Here is a 19,148-nt window from a genome sequence, read left to right as displayed (position 1 = left end):
AGGGCCCTATTTCTGGTGCTGCTTGTGAATTTTGTGCATAGCTTGTGTATAATTCGGCGGTAAATAGAAAGAAATGAAAACTTATACACATGTGGATATCGTGTTAGATAATGTGGATACACAGAGGGAATTGTGGATGGATGCGTAAAGGAGCGTAAAGTTATGGACAAGCACGGCAACCTTTTGTGGACAGAGGAATTTATGGTTCATGCAAGTGACACTGATTTTCGGTCAAGGGGCAAGCTCTCCTTTCTTCTTGATATTATGCAGCGTGCTGCGGATTCGGCTGTAAGCAGTCTAGGTTTAAGTATTGATACAATGCTTAATGCAAGAATGGGCTGGATGGTTATCACACTCGATCTAGAACTTCGACATTTACCGTCGCCTAACGAGCTTCTTAATGTGCGTACCTGGAGTAAAGGAAACAAAGGAGCGCTCTGGCAGCGGGATTATCGGATTTTTGATAGTAATGCTGTAGAATTGGCAGCGGCACGCTCGATCTGGGCGCTTGTGGATATGGATAAGCGGAAGATCCTTCGACCTTCAGCCCTTCCCATTGCTGTAGAGCCTTATCTGGAGGATTCGGTAGGAAGTCTCCCGGACAAAGTAATGATTCCCGCTGATCTTTCTCTGCAGGAAGCCTATTGCTATCAAGTAAGATATAGCGGGCTCGATAACAACGGGCATCTGAACAATGCAAGGTATGTAGATTTATGCTGCGATGCGCTGACCTTGGAGGAATGGGGGGAACTGGAGCTCAGCGGTCTTCACATAACCTATGCGCAGGAAGCCCAGTATGGGGAGGAAATTAGTATTTTACGGTCCTCCCGGACTGAAGAAGGAGTATATGTACGCGGGCAAGGCGGGGACAAGGTGTTTTTTGAAGCTTGTCTTAGACTGGCGCGATAGTCCTTTAACAACTAAAGTATTATAAATAGCATTAACTAACGGTAGCTACCCGGTGTTCAAAGGACTGCCGTTTTTTCGTATATAAAGCTAATTCCCGGGATGTCACAAATCCGCACCTGGCATTCGTTATATAGAGGTAAGAGGTAAACGGAGGTGATTCTTTTGGAGCAAGGCAATCCTGGGGGCCAAGTGAATCCAAATCGAATTGAAGAAGCGATTGATAAGGTACGTGCAGGTGAAAAGCATGCTTTTACTTCAGTGATAACTGCATATGAACGGCAAATATATACGTATTGCTATTATATTTTGAGGAGCCGTGAAGAAGCAGAGGATGCTGTACAGGATATATTTGTGAAGGTGTATCAGGAGCTTGGGCGTTATGAGAAGCGTGTCTCTTTTTCAGCTTGGTTATATAAGGTAGCTTATCATCATTGCCTGGACCAGCTTCGCAGGAATAAGCGCCGCAACCGGTTAATGTCACTATATAAATTGCAGCTGGTACGGGAAGCTCCTGAGTCTCCAGATGATTCACCTGTGGACAAAATGTTCGGAGACCTAACTTCGGAGGAGCGCAGTTTGTTGATCCTGCGTGTCATCGAACAATACAGCTTCGAAGAAATTGCGCAAATTACCGGGAGGAGTTCAGCGGCGCTCCGCAAGAAGTATGAAAGGCTCCGGAGAAAACTGATCTTGCAAAAAGCGAACGAAGGAGGCTGCACTCGTGGAGAAGTGGCAGAATCAAACTGAGAAGCAAACGGTGGATTACATTCGCAGCAGCATCGGAAAGATTCAACTCCCTGTAGACACCTATAATGAGCAAATTATGAACCGTATTGAGCATATGGAGATAAAAAGAGGCAGTAAATTGTTTAAAAAGACGTTAGCAGCCGCATGTGTGGCCGTAATGATCGGGTTAGGTACAGTAACAGCAGGATTCATCTCCCCTGTATGGGCCGATACATTGAGTCAATTCCCCGTATTTAGCAGTATATTCAAGCACATGGAGGACCCTGGTTTGAAATTGGCGGCGGAGAAGGGCCTGACTACTTCACCTAACATGAGCGTTACAAAGGATGGAGTTACTTTAAGTGTTACAGAAGTATTTTATGACGGTGCCCGGTTAGCCATTGGATTTGAGAGAGCGGGAATCATGGATGAACGGGTTCTGGCGGAGATTACTGATTTTAAAACCCATGACTTTGATCAATCGACCAAAGGGCTACTGGGGCTGCCTGTAGTTACTCAGGTGTCCGGTGAGCCCATTAACTTCGGCTCCTCTTCTACAGGTGACGTACATGGACAACCGCATACCCTGTTATTAGAGCTGAATAATCTGCGGAACACTGCAGCCTTAGGAGACGAATTCAAGGTGGATATCCAGGTGCCTGTTGCTCAGATCGCAGAGCCGTTTGAGTTCCAGGTAACGGTGAAAAAAGTAACGGAGGGGGTCATTAATCTTACTCCAGGTCAGGGGGCAAGCAAAGGCTCCTTCCAGTACACAGTGAAGAGTCTGGACATTACGCCTGCTACCCTAAGATTGATCGTAACCAGTGAAGGGGAAGTGCCTGCCTCGGCGGAGCAGACAGGAGAATATGCGCCTACCGAAGTATTCTATGAGCTTGTGGATGATGTCGGCAATGTGATCAATCCCCGGCAAATGGGATATGGGATGGGTAAAGCACTTCGCCATCCTATTCTGGATAATATATACGATGTCTTCCCGCAAAAACCAAAGACGGTTACGGTTAGACCGTATACTTGTACTTTTGATAGTGAATTGAATCTCTTGCTGGATGGTAATGGTGAGAGGTTAAAAACTTATTATAAAGAACTTGAGACCACAATAGTGATTCCTTAAATCAGAGAATTAGTTATGCGTAAAATGAACTGGATTCTTGTCCGCGTCTGCTCTGCAGAGGCGGACTTGTTTGTATTCAAAGCAAAGTTAACGGAATGTAGATCTCACTTACTGAATCCGGATTATCCGGGCCAAGATAGCCTGCACCATAATATTCAAATTCATAAGTGAGGTTTAGGCGATAATCGGTTCCGGGCAGAAATACGCCATATATATATTTGTATGTAGCCGAGACTTCTGCTGAGGGACCTTTATGCAGAAACTTGAGATAACGCGCTGGTGGCAGGATGTGAACGGGAAGATCACTATCTGCTTGTCCTCTGTTTGCCCGAAGTGTAGTGCCGGATGGTAAAGGCGGTGATGCGTTCAACTCACAGCCACAGAGAAAAGAGATGCCGCTATCCTCATAATTATCCGGCCAATAGCCAAGCTGATAATACCGCTCTGGAAGCTTACGGCAGGGAATGGAAGAAATACCGCTAAATAGCTTTTCCCAAGCGGCACCTATAATAGAAGGATCGTTGTTAACTGTAATAAACGGTCCCTGAAGTCTGATTTCCCCGAGCTCAATGATTTCCGGAGATCCGGTGTTGTGGACGGTCCAGTGCGGCAGATCCATTCCCCGTATAGGATGCAGCAGCAGAGGGATATCCGGATTTGATTTTTGGCGGATACGGGTGGGGGTGGTATGGAGCAATCTTTTGAAGGCACGGGTGAAGGTCTCATAATCGTTAAAGGAATAATCCAGGGAAATATCCTGGAAGCTGCGGTCAGGCGTTCTCAGAATCTCACGGGCAGCCTCGGAAATTCGACGTCTTGCGATGTAGTCGCCGGGTGTTAGCCCGGTAACCCCCTGGAACAGCCGGATAAAATGATACAACGAATAACCGCTCACTCTGGAGAGGTTCAGGACAGACAATGGTTGCTTCAGATTGGATTCAATGTACTCAATCGCTTGCAGAATAAGCTTGCAGTTAGTCATGAGCTCTCTCCTCGTACTAGTTTTACTCTAGAGCCCACTCTCCCCAAGAGGACGCCCATTCAGGGACTCTGACATGACGGACACGGTCGGTAGCAGGAAAATAGGCTTTGATATCGAGCACAGGCGTTCCTGGATAGGCATCCAGTCCGGTAACCTCAACCATTCCCTGTCCAACATCAACGGACACAATTTCGGCCACAGAAAGGCCAATGGGATTAGGGCGTACGGGAGAACGTGTGGCAAATACACCCGTTACCGGAGCCTCATATGGAGGCTCAATCTGCGTAGTACGCCGGAAGGCATCGTCTGCAAATTCATGAATCCACCAGAGAATCTGGCAGTGGCTGAAATCAGCCAGCCCCTTCAAGGCAGGTCTGTATTGAGGTTTAATCTCGAGACGCAGGTTGTGCTGTGATCCGGATACGGATACTACACCTACTGATATAACATTATACGGTTCTGATGTGAGCATTGGCTGTGACTCCTTTCGGCTGGGGAATAATTCTAGTTTAGCTGAAATGAAATGAAATCAGCCTGATGATATTTGCGGTCTTTTATCCCGTGGTATAATAGGTTGTTGATATGGAGGGGAGAGAATTATGAAGGTACTGGTACTGGCGGAGAAGCCATCGGTTGCCCGGGAGATTGCCCGGGTGCTGGGCTGCGGAAATAAGCAAAAGAGCTATATGGAGGGGCCGAAATATGTGGTTACCTGGGCTCTGGGGCATCTGGTTGGCCTGGCTGAGCCTGAGGACTATAACAATAAATATGCTACCTGGGCATTGGAGGATTTGCCGATTCTTCCGGAGAAGGCCAAGCTGAAGGTGCTGCGGGAGACCAGCCAGCAATACAAAGCGGTACAGCAGCTGATGAAACGGCAGGATATTGAGGAGCTGATCGTTGCGACGGATGCTGCGCGTGAGGGAGAGCTGCTGGCACGCTGGATCATGAATATGGCTGGGTGGAAGAAGCCATTCAAGCGGCTATGGATTTCCTCGCAGACGGATAAGGCGATTAAGGAAGGCTTCGCCGCGCTTCGTCCAGGCAAGGACTTCGACCGGTTGTATGAGTCTGCCCGCTGCCGTGCAGAGGCGGATTGGATGATCGGGCTGAACATTACGCGCGCCTTAACCTGTAAGTTCGGTGCGCCGCTCTCGGCAGGACGTGTACAGACACCAACGCTTGGCATGATTATGGACCGGGAGAATGAAATCACGGGCTTCCGTTCCCAGGAATACGATCAGCTGACTGCCGATTTCGGCAATTTCCAGGCGGGATGGCGTGCGCAGGGCGGGGACGGCCGGATTTTTGACAGAGACAAGACGGGTATTCTGAAGGAGAAGCTGACTGGCCGCAGCGGACGGATCACTAAGGTGCACAAAAGCGAGAAAAGCGAACCCCATCCGCTGGCCTATGACCTGACGGAGCTGCAGCGGGATGCAAACCGTAAATTTGGCTTCTCGGCCAAACAAACCTCAAGCCTGCTGCAAAAGCTGTATGAACAGCATAAGCTGGTTACTTATCCGCGTACGGACAGCCGCTACCTGACTGCCGATATGACGGGTACGCTAAAGGAAAGATTGGACAGCGTAGCAGTCGGACCGTATGCGGCCCTCGCTAGACCGCTACTGCGCAAACCGCTGCCGGTTACGAAACGGATTGTTGACGACAGTAAGGTCAGTGACCATCACGCAATTATTCCAACAGAGCAGACGGTATTGCTTAATCTATTAAGTGCGGAAGAACGGAAGCTGTATGATCTGATTGTACGGCGGTTCATCAGCCTGTTCTATCCTCCGGCACGTTATGATGCAGTGGCTGTGACGGTGAGCGTGGAGGGAGAAACGTTCCAGGTTAAAGGCACTACGGTTAAGGACGCGGGCTGGCGCGAAGTCTATGGCGGGGATATGAGTTCGGATGAGGAGGATGAGAATGCGGGCGACGAGCCTGCAGCGGGCAGTGTGAAGCTGCCGGAGCTGCGGGAGGGCGACAGCGTAAAAATTGAGCGCTGCATCATCAAGCCCGGCCGGACGCAGCCGCCTAAGCGTTATAATGAAGCTTCGCTGCTGACGCAGATGGAGAAGTACGGGCTGGGAACACCGGCAACCCGTGCCGATATTATCGAGAAGCTGGTCAGTTCGGATACGATTGAGCGGCAGGGTAATCTGCTGCATCCGACGGGCAAAGGGAAACAGCTGATCGGACTGGTCTCCGGACAGCTGCGCACGCCGGAGCTGACGGCACGCTGGGAAGCGGAGCTGGAGAAAATCGCGCGCGGGCAAGGTCGTCCGGAGCCTTTTCTGCAGAGCATCCGCAGTATGGCCCAGGAGCTGGTGTCCGGGGTCAAGAATAGCGGGGCGGAATACAAGCCGCATAATGTCTCTAACAGCCATTGTCCGGAATGCGGGACAAGAATGCTGGAGAAGAAGACCAAACGCGGCAAGCTGCTGGTCTGCCCCAAAGAGGACTGCGGCTATACCCGCGCAGGGGAGAAGCAGCTGTCAAACCGCCGCTGTCCGCAGTGCCATAAGAAGATGGAGCTTAAGGAAGGCAAGGCAGGGATGTATGTGCAATGCCTCGGCTGCGGGATTACGGAGACGATGGATAAGGACCACAAGCATATTAACAAACGTGAACAGCAGAAGCTGGTCCAGCAGTACAGCAAGCCGGAAAGCGCCGGCGGCTCTAACCTTGGTGAATTGCTGAAGGCAGCGATGGAAGCCAAGTAGAAGGGGAAATAAGATAGCCTACTGTGTATAGGCAAAAGTGCATTAAATGAAGTGAGCGACTTAAATGAAGTGAGCAACAAACGATGAGCCAAGATACAAACGAAGATACAAACGAAGATAGAAGCCAAGATACAAATAAAGATACAAGCCAAGGCAAGCGTAAGACTAGTTAACGTAAGAGCAGCATGTTTATTCTAAGCTCTGTTATATAGAAGTTAGTTTTCCTTCCAGAGAGGGAAGGCTTCGAGAACAACAAGACTGCCGGAGCATCCGGTAGTTTTGTTGTGTTTATGGAAAAGCGGATACGGCTGGTGTGAAACTGCAGATTAATGCGTAATGTACTTTACGGGGGCTGTCCAAGGGGCGGCAGATATGTTTTACTTAGGAGATTGAGGCTGGAGAGGACTGTTAGGATTCCGGCAAATATAGTGGAGCGGGTGATGAAGTGGCGGCGGCTAAGCAACAAGAGGATCAAATTCAATCGGTACAAGTCTCGGGCAGCCGGGGAGGCAGCCGGTTTTTCTTTCTAGTGATTGTCTTTATGTTCTGGTTCTCTTCTTATATCTATGTGCCTGTGCTGTCTCCGTATGTGGAGCATCTAGGAGCTTCATATATCATGGTTGGAGCGGTGCTGGGCGTATACGGCCTGATGCAGATCTTGTTCCGTCTGCCGATTGGCATCGGTTCGGATTATCTTAACCGGAGGCGGCCGTTTATTTATCTGGGACTGATCGCAAGCGGCTTGAGCTGTCTGCTGTTCCTGGCTGGTGCACATCCGGGCTGGGCGCTGGCTGCACGTGCCGTCTCAGGGATTGCGGCCTCCGCTTGGGTCGTGTACTCGGTGATGTTCGCGGGGTATTTTCCGAAAGAAGAGGCTGGTAAAGCCATGGGCATGCTGCAGTTCACAACGGTTATTGCCCAATTGACCAGTATGATGATCAGCGGCTATATGGTCGATCACTGGGGCTGGAACACTCCGTTTATTATCGGCGGGATTGTGGCGGCGGCTGCGCTGCTGCTTGCACTACGTCTGCCTGAACAGAAGCAGGAGAAGCGGAATGCGATTCAGATTAAAGATCTTGCCGGAGTAGTCCGGGAACCGCTGCTGGTCAAGGTCTCGCTTTTGTCCGTGCTGGCACATTGTGTACTGTTCATTACGATGTTCGGCTATACGCCGAATCAGGCGCTGGATATCGGTGCGAGCAAAGAGAGTCTTGGCTGGCTGACGCTGGCTTTCATGCTGCCGCATGCGATTGCCACATTGTACGGCTCACGTCTGTTCGGCAAATGGCTTGGGGACCGGGGAACGTTAATGCTGGGTTTTGCCGGGAGTGCGGTATTCACGCTGCTGATTCCCTCTATGCCTACTCTGGCCGCTCTCTGTGCAACGCAGGTTGGGAACGGCTTCATGCAGGGGCTTATTTTCCCGCTGCTGCTGGGTAAATCGGTGTCGGGAGTCGCTCCATTCAAGCGGGCAACGGCTATGGGCTTCTATCAGGCAGTGTATGCTATAGGCATGTCCGGGGGGCCTTTTGTAGCGGGCTGGATGAGTGCGGCGTATGGACTGACCGGAGGGTTCTGGCTTGGCGGAATTGCAGCGCTGCTTGCTGCAGTGTTGTCCTGGGTCTGGATCAGAGAGGCCGGGGAACCGGGCACAGGGAGCAGACAAGAGCGGCGGATACTTGGCAGGCAGGGTTAGGTTTATTGTAATAGAAGGGGTCCCCGCAAAGTACCTGAGTGATCACCTGCGCCAAAACCTCACTTTGTGGGGGAACTTATTGGTTTTTTGCCCGAAAGGGTAATATAATAGAGAGTAGATAGGATGCAAGGAGGAGGGGCCGGAAGGATGGTCAAGGTTGTATTGCTGTGGTTCGCACTGATCAATATTATCGGGTATGTAGTGATGTCGGAAGACAAGAACAAGGCCCGCAAAAGACGGGATCGGGTGCCGGAGAAAACACTGTTTCTGCTCGCGTTCATGGGCGGCGCGCTGGGTGTGCTGATTGCCATGTACCGCAAGCGCCACAAGACGAGGCATACTTCCTTCAGGATCGGAATTCCGCTGCTGCTGCTGCTGAATATCCTGCTGTATGGATATTTTTTGAGTTAAGTTTCTTGTAGTTTGGCTAAGGCTGTACACAATAGAAAGAGGTGGCGTATATGTTATTCTCTAAAATTTTGCTAGCCTATGACGGTTCGAAGGCTTCCAATCAGGCACTCGAGCGTGCGATTGAACTGGCTAAGGTAACTCCAGGGTCCTCCCTGTACGTCGTACACGCATTTGAATTCCCGCGGTTCTTCATCGGGGAAGCACTCGCGCCTCTGCCGGCTTCAGTGAATAAGGACTACTATGACCTCGCCGTACAGACTACCGAAGAAGTGAAAAGCCGGCTGGAAGCCGAAGGCCTGAACGCTACTGTAGAATTGCTGCAGGGATCGCCTGCCGAAGTGATTCTGAGTTATGCCAAAGAGCACACGGTGGATGTCATCGTTATCGGCAGCCGCGGGCTTGGCGGAATCCGGGAGTTCGTTCTGGGCAGCGTCAGCCACAATGTAGTGCAAAGTGCCCGCATTCCGGTGCTGGTTGTTAAATAATAGAGATACTTGCAGAGGAGCGCTTAGGCGTTCCCCTTTTTTTCTGTGGAGATGGCCGGAATAGGCAGAATAAGAAAATTAAATGTGCCCAAAAGCGAACATTTGGGAGACATGATATGACAATGTTCGTGTTTAAGTTGACACGAAGTGTAGGGCATTGTTAAACTGAACCTATGAAGAGCTCGTATAAAACCGGGGATAAGGCCCGGAAGTTTCTACCCGGTAACCGTAAATTGCCGGACTACGAGGAAATAGGATAACTGAAACGGCCAGCCGCCGCCGCGTATACCGGGGGTGTGCTCTGCGCCGGCTCTCTTAAAGGCCGGGTATCTGCAGATGCCGGGGCAGTACTCTCCTAATTCCTTAGTAGTCCGGGTCCACCCGCAGCAAAATGCGTCTGGAATCCGGGCTATTTTTTTCGGATTTATGGGAAACTAGAGGGAAATAGGACACACTTAAATCCAAGGAATATCTATAACGGGAAACGGAAGGCTGGGTGAACAATGTCTGTGCAAGTAGGTGTCATTATGGGCAGCAAATCGGACTATGAAACTATGGAGCATGCATGTGCTGTGCTTGAGGAGCTGGGTGTGCCTTATGAGAAAAAGGTCATCTCTGCGCATCGCACACCGGATCTGATGTTCCGTTATGCCGAGGAAGCGGCGGAGCGCGGCTTGAAGGTGATTATCGCCGGAGCGGGCGGTGCGGCGCATCTGCCGGGTATGGTGGCAGCCAAAACGACGTTGCCGGTCATCGGTGTGCCTGTGCAGTCCAAGGCGTTGAACGGCCTGGACTCGCTGCTGTCGATTGTGCAGATGCCGGCTGGCATCCCGGTAGCCACGGTAGCCATTGGCCGTGCCGGAGCTACCAATGCAGGGCTGCTGGCTGCGCAGATCATCGGTGCATTCGAGCCGGAGGTGGCGAGAAAGGTGCAGCTGCGGCGCGAGGCAACCCAGCGCGAAGTGCTGGAAAGCAGCGAGACGCTATGAGGCCGGAGGAATCGACGGCCGGAGGCTCGGAGAGCGTGGCGCAGCAAAGAGCAGAGCGGGATCAAGCCGGAGCTGAGAGAATGGAGCGCCGGGATGAGGCAGCCGCTGGTGCTGTTGAAGCATCAGGGGCGGGAACGTCCCGGACGCTGCTGCCCGGCGCGACGATCGGCGTGCTCGGCGGCGGGCAGCTCGGGCGTATGATGGCGCTCTCCGGCAGCGCCATGGGGTACCGCTTCGTGGCGCTGGACCCCGCGCCGGATGCGCCCTGCGGGCAGGTTACGCCGCAGATTATTGCGGCGTACAACGACCGGGACGCGGCGCGTGAGCTGGCGCAGCGCGCGGACGTGATCACGTACGAGTTCGAGAACGTCGACGCGGGCGTAGCCGCGCTGCTGACGGAGGAATCGTACGTGCCGCAGGGCAGCGCGCTGCTGTATACGACGCAGCACCGGCTGCGCGAGAAGGCGGCGATCATCGCTGCGGGCGTGCCCGTTGCCCCGTACCGCAAGGTCGGCAGCCTGGCGGAGCTTGAGGCCGCGGCTGCCGACCTGGGCCTGCCCTGTGTGCTGAAGACAGCCACAGGGGGGTATGACGGCAAGGGACAAGCCGTCATCCGCCGGCCGGAAGAGCTTGCAGCAGCGTTCCGGCAGGTAGCGCCGGGAGCGGCGGCTCCAGCACCGCAAGCAAGCGGGGCAGCGGCTTCGCCCGACTCGCCGGGAGCGGCTGAAGCGGAAGACGCTGCCGAGGCCACGGCACACGCACCCGAGCTGGTGCTGGAGAAATTTATCGCCTTCAAATGCGAAATTTCGGTCATTGCCGCCCGGAGCCCAGCGGGTGAAGTTAAGAGCTTCCCGCCCGCAGAGAACATCCACGTGGACAATATCCTGCATCTCTCGATTGTGCCCGCAAGGGTGCCGGAGGAGATTCAGCGCCGGGCCTGCGAGCTGGCCGAGCAGATTGTCTCCGGCATGGATGCCGTCGGACTGCTGGCTGTGGAGATGTTCGTGACGGAGGACGGAGAGCTGTTCGTCAACGAGCTGGCTCCGCGCCCGCATAATTCCGGGCATTATACAATGGATGCCTGCGTAACCTCACAGTTCGAGCAGCATGTGCGGGCGATCTGCAATCTGCCGCTGGGTGACACTACGCTGCTTACGCCTGTAGTTATGGTGAATGTGCTCGGCCAGCATCTGGAGGGTGCCATTCAGGCGGCCTGCACTGCGGATGAAGGAACAAACCGGCTTGGGGTATCCCCTAAGCTTCATATATATGGCAAGACTGAGAGCAAGACTGGCCGCAAAATGGGCCATATCAACCTGCTCTGTAAGGACACCGGAGACGGCCTGTCCTGGGTAGAGCAAACTAACCTTTGGAGGAACTGACAAGCTATGATCGAACGTTACAGCAGACCTGAGATGCGGGCCATTTGGACCGAGGAAAATAAATTTAACGCGTGGCTGGAAGTTGAGATTTGCGCCTGTGAGGCTTGGGCCGAGCTGGGAGTGATCCCGCATGAGGATGCCGCGAAGCTGCGCAAGGACGCCAAATTCGACATCGCGCGGATCGACGAAATTGAACAGGAAACGCGTCATGATGTAATTGCTTTTACCCGTGCAGTATCCGAGAGCCTGGGTGCAGAACGCAAATGGGTGCATTACGGACTGACCTCCACGGACGTTGTCGATACGGCGCTTGGCTACCTGCTGCGTCAGGCCAACGAAATTCTGGAGCAGGATATCATCCGGTTCATTGAGATTCTTAAAGATAAGGCAGTAGCTTACAAGGATACCCCGATGATGGGCCGTACACACGGCGTACACGCTGAGCCAACGACTTTTGGACTCAAGATGGCGCTCTGGTATGAGGAAATGAAGCGTAATCTGGAGCGTTTCCGTCATGCGGCGAATGGCGTCCAATTCGGTAAAATCTCCGGGGCTGTCGGCACCTATGCCAACATCGACCCATTCGTTGAAGAATTTGTCTGCCGCAAGCTGGGCACCAGCCCGGCACCGATCTCCACACAGACGCTGCAGCGTGACCGTCACGCGGAGTACATGGCTGCGCTGGCACTGGTCGCCACTTCTCTGGACAAGTTCGCTACTGAAATCCGCGCTTTGCAGAAGAGTGAGATCCGCGAGGTGGAGGAAGCTTTTGCCAAAGGTCAAAAGGGATCATCCGCTATGCCACATAAGCGCAACCCGATCGGCAGCGAGAACATCTCCGGCCTGTCCCGCGTGATCCGCGGGCACATGGTTACAGCATACGAGAACGTGCCGCTGTGGCATGAACGCGATATCTCGCATTCCTCGGTAGAGCGGATCATTCTGCCGGATGCGACCATGCTGCTGAACTATATGCTGAACCGCTTCGGCAACATCGTGAAGAACCTGACTGTATTCCCGGACAACATGAAGCGCAACATGAACCGCACCTTCGGTGTTCCGTTCTCCGGCCGCATCCTGACGAAGCTGATCGACAAAGGCTTCAGCCGCGAGCAGGCATACGACACTGTACAGCCGCGTGCGATGCAGGCTTGGGAAGAACAAACACAGTTCCGTGACATCGTTGAAGCTACACCGGAAATCACTGCTGTGCTTAGTCCGGAAGAGATCGAGGATGCTTTCAATCCTTCTTGGCACCTCAAGCATGTGGATACCATTTTCCACAAGCTGGAGCTAATCTAAAAAAAAGGTGAGTCAGTGGTGAACTGATGAGCTGGAGAAGATACGGGCGGAGGGATGGGGAGTTGTTGTTCTGGAGCGATAAGCGACAGAATTGAAGCTGTGAGATTAGTTAATAAGGAACGGAGAGGAATTTTGGAACTGGAAGAAGCGTCAGCGTTCGCCTTTATGGTCAGATTTCTACCACAGCCTGTGGTTCAATCAGAGAAATATGACCATAACAGCGTTCGGAAGTCCAAAATTTTTTGTAGGGGCCGATTAACTAGCCGTTCAGTTCAATTCTCCCGCGTAGCGGGGAATGACAGCGTCCCAGGCGCTTTTAGCCCAAATATAAGCAAGATCATTTGTTCAAGGGAGGAAAGGTCATGACATCAACGGCCGTATCCACAGCCGTGGAACTCGTAAATGCGCCGCTGCTCTACAAAGGTAAGGTTCGTGAGCTGTACGATTTGGGGGATGAGGTACTGATCGTCGTTACGGACCGCATTTCCGCATTTGATTACGTGCTGGACCCGGCGATTCCGGACAAAGGCAATGTGCTTAACCGGCTTAGCGCTTTCTGGTTCGGTCAGACCAAGGAGCTCATTGAGAACCATGTGGTTCATATCGATGTAGACCGGCTCGGGGATATTGTACGGGACCGCGAAGCACTGAAGAACCGCATCATGGTTGTCCGCAAAGCAGAGCGGATTGATATCGAATGTGTCGTGCGCGGCTGCATTACCGGCGGAGGCTGGCGGCAGTACCAGGAGACAGGTAAAGTGAACGGCATCGAGCTTCCCAAAGGGCTCCGCAAGAATGCGGTGCTGGCCGAACCGATTTTTACACCGGCAGCGAAGAATGATGTCGGCCATGATGAGGACATTCCTTTTGAGCAGATGCAGGAGCTGATTGGCGCGGAGCTTGCACTGGAGCTTAAGGAGAAGAGCCTGAAGCTGTTCGCTTTTGCCAGAGAATATTGTAACGACCGCGGCATTATTCTTGCGGATTGCAAATTCGAGTTCGGGCTGCTGGACGGCAAGGTCATCCTGATCGATGAGATTTTCACACCGGATGCTTCCCGTTTCTGGGCCAAAGACAAATATGCGCTGGATATCGAGATCGACAGCATGGATAAAGAGCCTGTACGGACGTACCTTTCGGCATCCTCCTGGGACAAGAATAGTACACCGGACCCGCTGCCGGCAGAAGTCGTTGAAGAGACCTCACGCCGTTACCTGGATATTTATCACCGCCTTACCGGGAAGTCGTTATAGATTGTTTTTGACGGAATGCTCTTATAGAAGTTAGCTCAATAAATTTTAGGAGGAACTACAAGCGTATGTTAAAAGCGACAGTCTACGTCACCATCAAAAAAAGCGTGCTCGATCCCCAAGGTGTAGCCGTGCAAGGGGCGCTGCATTCTGTAGGTTTCCAGGAAGTTGAAAGTCTGCGCATCGGCAAGTATATGGAGCTGACCCTCGATACCGATAACCGCGCAGAAGCGGAAGGACGCCTCAAGGAAATGTGCGAGAAGCTGCTGGCCAACACGGTGATCGAGGATTACCGCTACGAATTGGAGGACTAAAAGTCATGAAATTTGCTGTACTTGTCTTTCCAGGCTCCAATTGCGACATTGACTGCTACAAAGCAGTAGAAGACAGCCTCGGTGAACCAGTAGATTATGTGTGGCATACGGCGACGGATCTGTCGGCTTATGACTGCATTCTCGTGCCGGGCGGTTTCTCTTATGGTGACTATCTGCGCTGCGGCGCAATTTCCCGGTTCGCTCCGGTCATGGCTGAAGTGGCCAAGGCTGCGGAGCAGGGTAAATTCGTGCTCGGCATCTGCAACGGGTTCCAAATCCTGACCGAAGCGGGCCTCTTGCCAGGCGCTCTGCGCCGCAACATGTCGATGAAGTTCCGCTGTCATGACACGGTGCTTAAGGTCGTGAATAACACAACCCCGTTTACTATTGACTATGCGAAGGATGAAGAGATCGTCATTCCGATCGCGCATGGTGAAGGCAATTACTACTGCGATGAAGAGACTTTGGCTGAGCTTAAGGCTAATAACCAGATCGTGTTCACATACAGCGACAATCCGAACGGTTCAGTCGCTGATATTGCCGGAGTCAGCAATGTGGCGGGTAATGTGGTTGGTATGATGCCTCACCCGGAACGCGCAGCGAACAGCCTGCTTGGTTCGGAAGACGGCAAACGGATGTTCACATCCATTCTTACAACATGGAGGGATCGTTATGACGCAGCAAGTATCCGCTAAGGAGCCGACCGCAGAGCAAATCGCGGAGCAGAAAATCTACAGTCAGTTCGGTGTATCGGACAGCGAATATGAGCTCATTACCTCCTTCATGGGACGTAAGCCTAACTATACGGAGATCGGCGTGTTCAGTGTGATGTGGTCCGAGCACTGTGCCTATAAGAACTCGAAGCCGCTGCTGGGCCGTTTCCCGACAAGTGGACCGAAGGTACTGATGGGGCCGGGCGAAGGCGCGGGGATCGTCGATATCGGAGACAACCAGGCGGTGGTCTTCAAAATCGAAAGCCACAACCATCCATCAGCAGTTGAGCCTTATCAGGGCGCGGCGACCGGGGTGGGCGGGATTATCCGCGATATTTTCTCCATGGGCGCAAGACCGGTGGCGCTGCTGAATTCCCTGCGTTTCGGGAAGCTTGAGAGCGACCGGGTAAAGTATCTGTTCGAGCATGTTGTATCCGGGATCGCAGGCTACGGCAACTGTATCGGCATCCCTACCGTCGGCGGGGAAATTATGTTTGATGACAGCTATGACGGCAACCCGCTCGTCAACGCGATGTGTGTAGGACTGATTGATCATGATAAAATCCAGCGCGGTGTCGCCAAAGGTGTAGGCAACCCTGTGTTCTACGTGGGTCCTCCTACCGGCCGTGACGGGATTCACGGTGCGACCTTCGCCTCGGTTGAGCTCAGTGAAGAGTCCGAAGCGAAACGTACGGCGGTACAGGTCGGTGATCCATTCATGGAGAAGCTGGTTATGGAATCTTGCCTGGAGCTGATCGACAGCGGGATCGTACTCGGAATTCAGGATATGGGCGCAGCCGGTCTTACCTGCTCCAGTGCGGAAATGGCGAGCAAAGCGGGCAACGGTCTGGAGCTGTATCTGGATCAGGTGCCGCAGCGCGAAGATGGCATGACCCCTTATGAAATGATGCTCTCGGAATCCCAGGAGCGGATGCTGTTCGTGGTTGAGCCTAAGGATGAAGCTCAGGCGCAGGAAATCTTCGACCGCTGGGGCGTGATTTGCCGCAAAGTGGGTAAGGTTACTGACGATGGCCGCCTGAAGCTGTTCCATCACGGTGAAGTGGTCGGCGACATGCCGGTAACAGCTCTGGTCGATGAATGTCCGATTTATAACAAACCATCGGCAGTTCCTGCTTACTATGAGGAGAATGCTGCGGTGGATACGCTTCGCTATGATGAAGTCACCGATCTGGGCGGAGCCCTGCGCACCGTACTGGGATCACCTACAGTAGCCAGCAAAGCATGGGTATACAACCAATATGATTATATGGTGCGGACCAGCACGGCCGTTCGTCCGGGTTCCGATGCAGCGGTGGTAACGATCCACGGCACACGCAAAGCTCTGGCGATGACTACGGACTGTAACGGACGTTATGTCTATCTCGATCCTGAAGTGGGCGGGCGTATTGCTGTCAGCGAAGCCGCACGTAATATTGTCTGCTCCGGTGCCCAGCCGCTAGCGATTACGGACAACCTGAATTTCGGCAGTCCGGAGAAGCCGGAAATCTTCTGGCAGATGGAACGTGCGGTAGACGGTATGGCTGAAGCCTGCCGTGTGCTTGATACCCCTGTAATTGGCGGTAACGTCAGTCTCTACAATGAAAATGCTTCAGGAGCTATCTATCCGACACCGGTTGTCGGCATGGTGGGATTAGTTGAAGATACCGATCATATTACCACTCAGGCCTTCAAGCAGGAAGGCGATTCGATTCTGTTGCTTGGTGTTACGAAGGCAGAGCTAGGCGGCAGTGAATTTCAGTATGCTATTCACGGCCTGACCGAAGGACGTCCGCCAGAACTCGATCTGGCAACGGAACGCAAACTGCTGGATGCCGTACTTGCTGCGATCCGCAGCGGGCTTGTCCGCTCTGCGCATGACCTGTCCGAAGGCGGCCTGGCCGGAGCACTGGCAGAGAGCTGCATCAGCGGCACCATTGGAGCGAATATTGAGCTGTCCGCCAGCGGATTGCGCCGTGATGTGGCGCTGTTCAGCGAGAGCCAATCCCGGATTATTCTGACTTCTGCGCCTAGCCGTGCGGAAGAATTACAAGCAGCGGTTGCCGCCTACGGCGTACCGGTCGAAATCATTGGAACTGTTGGCGGAGACCGCCTGCGTATTGCATTGGACGGAGCGGCAGCACTGGATGAAGCCGTTACTGAACTCAAGACCATTTGGGAGGATGCTATTCCATGTCTTATGAAATAAAGACCGGGAACAAGCAGGAAGCCCCTATCCTGTGGACCGGCGACTTTTACAACGAAGGAACGGGCTCGGGAGATATTTTTGACACGTTAAAAGAAGAATGCGGCGTCTTCGGGGTCTTCGGACACCCGGAAGCCGCTTCCATGTCCTATTACGGCCTGCACGCCCTGCAACACCGGGGAGAAGAAAGCGCGGGCATCTGTGTGGCGGATGGACGCGACTTCAACTATCACCGCGGCATGGGCCTGGTGAAGGAAGTATTCGACAAAGATAAGATCGCTTCGCTGATCGGGGACATGTCTATCGGGCATGTGCGTTATTCGACCAGCGGAGACAGCCGGCTGACCAATGCGCAGCCGCTGGTCTTCAAATACCGTGACGGTGATCTCGCGATTGCCACGAACGGCAATATCGTGAATGAACCTCTAATCCGTAAGCAGCTGGAGCAGGGAGGCTCGATCTTCCAGACCACCAGCGACACCGAGGTGCTGGCGCATCTGATCGCGCGTTCGCAGAAGGATTTTGTCGAAGCCACGAAGGATGCCCTGGCCCAGCTGGTTGGTGGTTTCGCCTTCCTGCTGATGACCAACGACAAGCTGATTGTTGCTTCTGACCCGCATGGCTTGCGTCCCTTAGTGATGGGCCGGCTGGGTACGGCGTATGTCTTCGCTTCCGAATCCTGTGCACTCGAAGTCATTGGCGCCCAGCTGGTGCGTGATATTGAGCCGGGTGAGCTGCTCGTGCTGGATAAGGACGGTTTCCGCGAGGACCGCTTCGCGGAACCTAAACGCAAAGCACTGTGCGCGATGGAATATATCTATTTCGCCCGTCCGGACAGCGATCTGAACGGCTCCAACCTGCACTCCGCCCGCAAGCGGATGGGTAGCCGGATGGCGCTTGAAGCCTTTGTGGACGCAGATATCGTAACCGGCGTGCCGGATTCCAGTATCTCCGCAGCTATCGGCTACGCTGAGCAGACAGGCATCCCGTACGAGCTTGGACTGATCAAGAACAAGTATACCGGCCGGACCTTCATCCAGCCGAGCCAGGAGCTGCGTGAGCAGGGCGTGAAGATGAAGCTCAGCGCGGTGCGACGTGTCGTGGAAGGCCAGCGTGTAGTCATGATCGACGATTCCATCGTGCGCGGCACGACCTCGCGCCGGATTGTTAATCTGCTGCGCGAGGCCGGAGCGGCTGAGGTTCACGTGCGGATCACCTCGCCGCCGTTCAAGAATCCCTGCTTCTATGGCATCGATACCCCGGACCGCCGCGAGCTGATCGCCTCTTATAAGACAATCGCCGAGATGTGCGAGGAGATCAATGCGGATTCGCTTGCGTTCCTTTCACCGGATGGACTGATCCAGTCCATCGGCGGCTATAATAGTGACGATTACAAAGGCGGATTATGCCTGTCCTGCTTCGATAATGATTACCCCACGCAGGTGGATTTCGGCGGGGAAGAGAAGGACGGATGCTCGTGTTAGGTGGGACATCCCCCTAAATCCCCCTTGCGAAGGGGGACCCCGGAGGGCGCTGCCCTCCGGCCACCCGGAAGTTTGGTGGAAGGAGTTTGCTCTAAACTTGCTAAGAGGGCGTGGGTGCGGGTGCCCGCTTTGTCCCTGTGTGCTGCGCACGGCCGGGACACGCTTCACGGCGCTCCGCGCCCTGGCGGCATGCTTCCCGCCGGGCCTTAGCTCCAGAACCTGCCCTGTTTGCTAACGCAAATCCGGAGGTTCTGTCGCCTTAGGGATCGCACGGCTTCGCCCCGTGCGGGAAGAGCCCCAGAACCTGCCCTGTTTGCTAACGCAAATCCGGAGGTTCTGTCGCCTTAGGGATCGCACGGCTTCGCCCCGTGCGGGAAGTGCTCCAGAACCTGCCCTGTTTGCTGTCGCAAAATCGGAGGTTCTGTCGCTTTAGGGATC

At 53.6% G+C, this 19,148-nt stretch carries 17 protein-coding genes and 1 riboswitch; of the genes, 15 read left to right on the top strand and 2 right to left on the bottom strand.

The genetic code is table 11. The features are described from left to right. Positions 1-162: 162 nt before the first annotated feature. The 3 genes from MKX70_RS02510 (at position 163) to MKX70_RS02500 (ending at position 2,767) form a co-directional block, all read left to right on the top strand. Positions 163-909 carry an acyl-[acyl-carrier-protein] thioesterase gene (locus MKX70_RS02510; RefSeq protein ID WP_042232410.1) on the top strand — a complete coding sequence of 249 codons (747 nt, stop codon included), beginning with the start codon at positions 163-165 and terminating at the stop codon, positions 907-909. 162 nt (positions 910-1,071) lie between these two features. Then, entirely contained in the window at positions 1,072-1,656 is a 585-nt protein-coding gene (locus tag MKX70_RS02505) for a sigma-70 family RNA polymerase sigma factor (protein ID WP_042232412.1), read from the top strand. After that, positions 1,631-2,767 carry a DUF4179 domain-containing protein gene (locus MKX70_RS02500; RefSeq protein WP_042232414.1) on the top strand — a complete coding sequence of 379 codons (1,137 nt, stop codon included), beginning with the start codon at positions 1,631-1,633 and terminating at the stop codon, positions 2,765-2,767. Before MKX70_RS02505 ends, MKX70_RS02500 begins: the two co-directional genes overlap by 26 nt. Before the next feature lie 76 nt (positions 2,768-2,843). Here the strand turns inward: MKX70_RS02500 and MKX70_RS02495 are convergent, their stop codons facing one another. Continuing rightward, positions 2,844-3,749, bottom strand: a complete 906-nt coding sequence (locus MKX70_RS02495) for an AraC family transcriptional regulator (RefSeq protein ID WP_042232417.1) — start codon at positions 3,747-3,749, stop codon at positions 2,844-2,846. Positions 3,750-3,771: 22 nt separating this feature from the next. Next, positions 3,772-4,221 (bottom strand): tRNA (N6-threonylcarbamoyladenosine(37)-N6)-methyltransferase TrmO, encoded by a 450-nt coding sequence (gene tsaA, locus MKX70_RS02490; protein WP_042232419.1) that lies wholly within the window; start codon positions 4,219-4,221, stop codon positions 3,772-3,774. Between the two features lie 127 nt (positions 4,222-4,348). Here tsaA and MKX70_RS02485 point away from each other — a divergent pair, with 127 nt between their 5' ends. From MKX70_RS02485 to purF, 12 genes are all read left to right on the top strand, one after another. Next, the gene (locus MKX70_RS02485; RefSeq protein WP_340839521.1) at positions 4,349-6,478 is read left to right on the top strand and encodes a DNA topoisomerase III; all 2,130 of its coding nucleotides are present in this window, start codon (positions 4,349-4,351) and stop codon (positions 6,476-6,478) included. A gap of 445 nt (positions 6,479-6,923) precedes the next feature. Continuing rightward, entirely contained in the window at positions 6,924-8,177 is a 1,254-nt protein-coding gene (locus MKX70_RS02480; RefSeq protein WP_052415950.1) for an MFS transporter, read from the top strand. A gap of 147 nt (positions 8,178-8,324) precedes the next feature. Further along, on the top strand, positions 8,325-8,588 hold the full coding sequence (locus MKX70_RS02475; RefSeq protein WP_039310312.1) for a DUF1294 domain-containing protein: 264 nt from the start codon (positions 8,325-8,327) through the stop codon (positions 8,586-8,588). Positions 8,589-8,638: 50 nt separating this feature from the next. Next, the gene (locus MKX70_RS02470; protein ID WP_042232422.1) at positions 8,639-9,073 is read left to right on the top strand and encodes a universal stress protein; all 435 of its coding nucleotides are present in this window, start codon (positions 8,639-8,641) and stop codon (positions 9,071-9,073) included. A gap of 162 nt (positions 9,074-9,235) precedes the next feature. Beyond that, positions 9,236-9,337, top strand: a riboswitch (purine riboswitch). A gap of 239 nt (positions 9,338-9,576) precedes the next feature. Continuing rightward, a complete protein-coding gene (gene purE, locus MKX70_RS02465) occupies positions 9,577-10,062 on the top strand; it encodes a 5-(carboxyamino)imidazole ribonucleotide mutase (RefSeq protein ID WP_042232424.1) in 486 nt (161 codons plus the stop codon). A gap of 80 nt (positions 10,063-10,142) precedes the next feature. Then, positions 10,143-11,444 carry a 5-(carboxyamino)imidazole ribonucleotide synthase gene (locus tag MKX70_RS02460; protein WP_042241461.1) on the top strand — a complete coding sequence of 434 codons (1,302 nt, stop codon included), beginning with the start codon at positions 10,143-10,145 and terminating at the stop codon, positions 11,442-11,444. A gap of 6 nt (positions 11,445-11,450) precedes the next feature. Next, positions 11,451-12,746, top strand: a complete 1,296-nt coding sequence (purB, locus tag MKX70_RS02455; RefSeq protein ID WP_042232426.1) for an adenylosuccinate lyase — start codon at positions 11,451-11,453, stop codon at positions 12,744-12,746. A gap of 362 nt (positions 12,747-13,108) precedes the next feature. After that, on the top strand, positions 13,109-13,999 hold the full coding sequence (locus tag MKX70_RS02450) for a phosphoribosylaminoimidazolesuccinocarboxamide synthase (RefSeq protein ID WP_042232428.1): 891 nt from the start codon (positions 13,109-13,111) through the stop codon (positions 13,997-13,999). A gap of 65 nt (positions 14,000-14,064) precedes the next feature. Then, complete coding sequence (gene purS / locus MKX70_RS02445) at positions 14,065-14,310, top strand: phosphoribosylformylglycinamidine synthase subunit PurS (RefSeq protein ID WP_019913657.1); 246 nt, start codon at positions 14,065-14,067, stop codon at positions 14,308-14,310. A 5-nt stretch (positions 14,311-14,315) separates the two neighbouring features. Next, a complete protein-coding gene (purQ, locus tag MKX70_RS02440) occupies positions 14,316-15,005 on the top strand; it encodes a phosphoribosylformylglycinamidine synthase subunit PurQ (protein ID WP_042232430.1) in 690 nt (229 codons plus the stop codon). Continuing rightward, complete coding sequence (gene purL, locus MKX70_RS02435; RefSeq protein ID WP_340839520.1) at positions 14,983-17,229, top strand: phosphoribosylformylglycinamidine synthase subunit PurL; 2,247 nt, start codon at positions 14,983-14,985, stop codon at positions 17,227-17,229. The genes purQ and purL overlap by 23 nt, the downstream gene beginning before the upstream one ends. Next, positions 17,214-18,710 carry an amidophosphoribosyltransferase gene (gene purF / locus MKX70_RS02430; RefSeq protein ID WP_042241463.1) on the top strand — a complete coding sequence of 499 codons (1,497 nt, stop codon included), beginning with the start codon at positions 17,214-17,216 and terminating at the stop codon, positions 18,708-18,710. The genes purL and purF overlap by 16 nt, the downstream gene beginning before the upstream one ends. Positions 18,711-19,148 lie beyond the last annotated feature (438 nt).

Origin of the sequence: Paenibacillus sp. FSL R7-0312 (genome assembly GCF_038004445.1) — a bacterium.
In the GTDB taxonomy this organism is placed as follows: Bacteria; Bacillota; Bacilli; order Paenibacillales; family Paenibacillaceae; genus Paenibacillus_AQ.
This window is presented reverse-complemented; position numbering and strand designations above follow the sequence as displayed.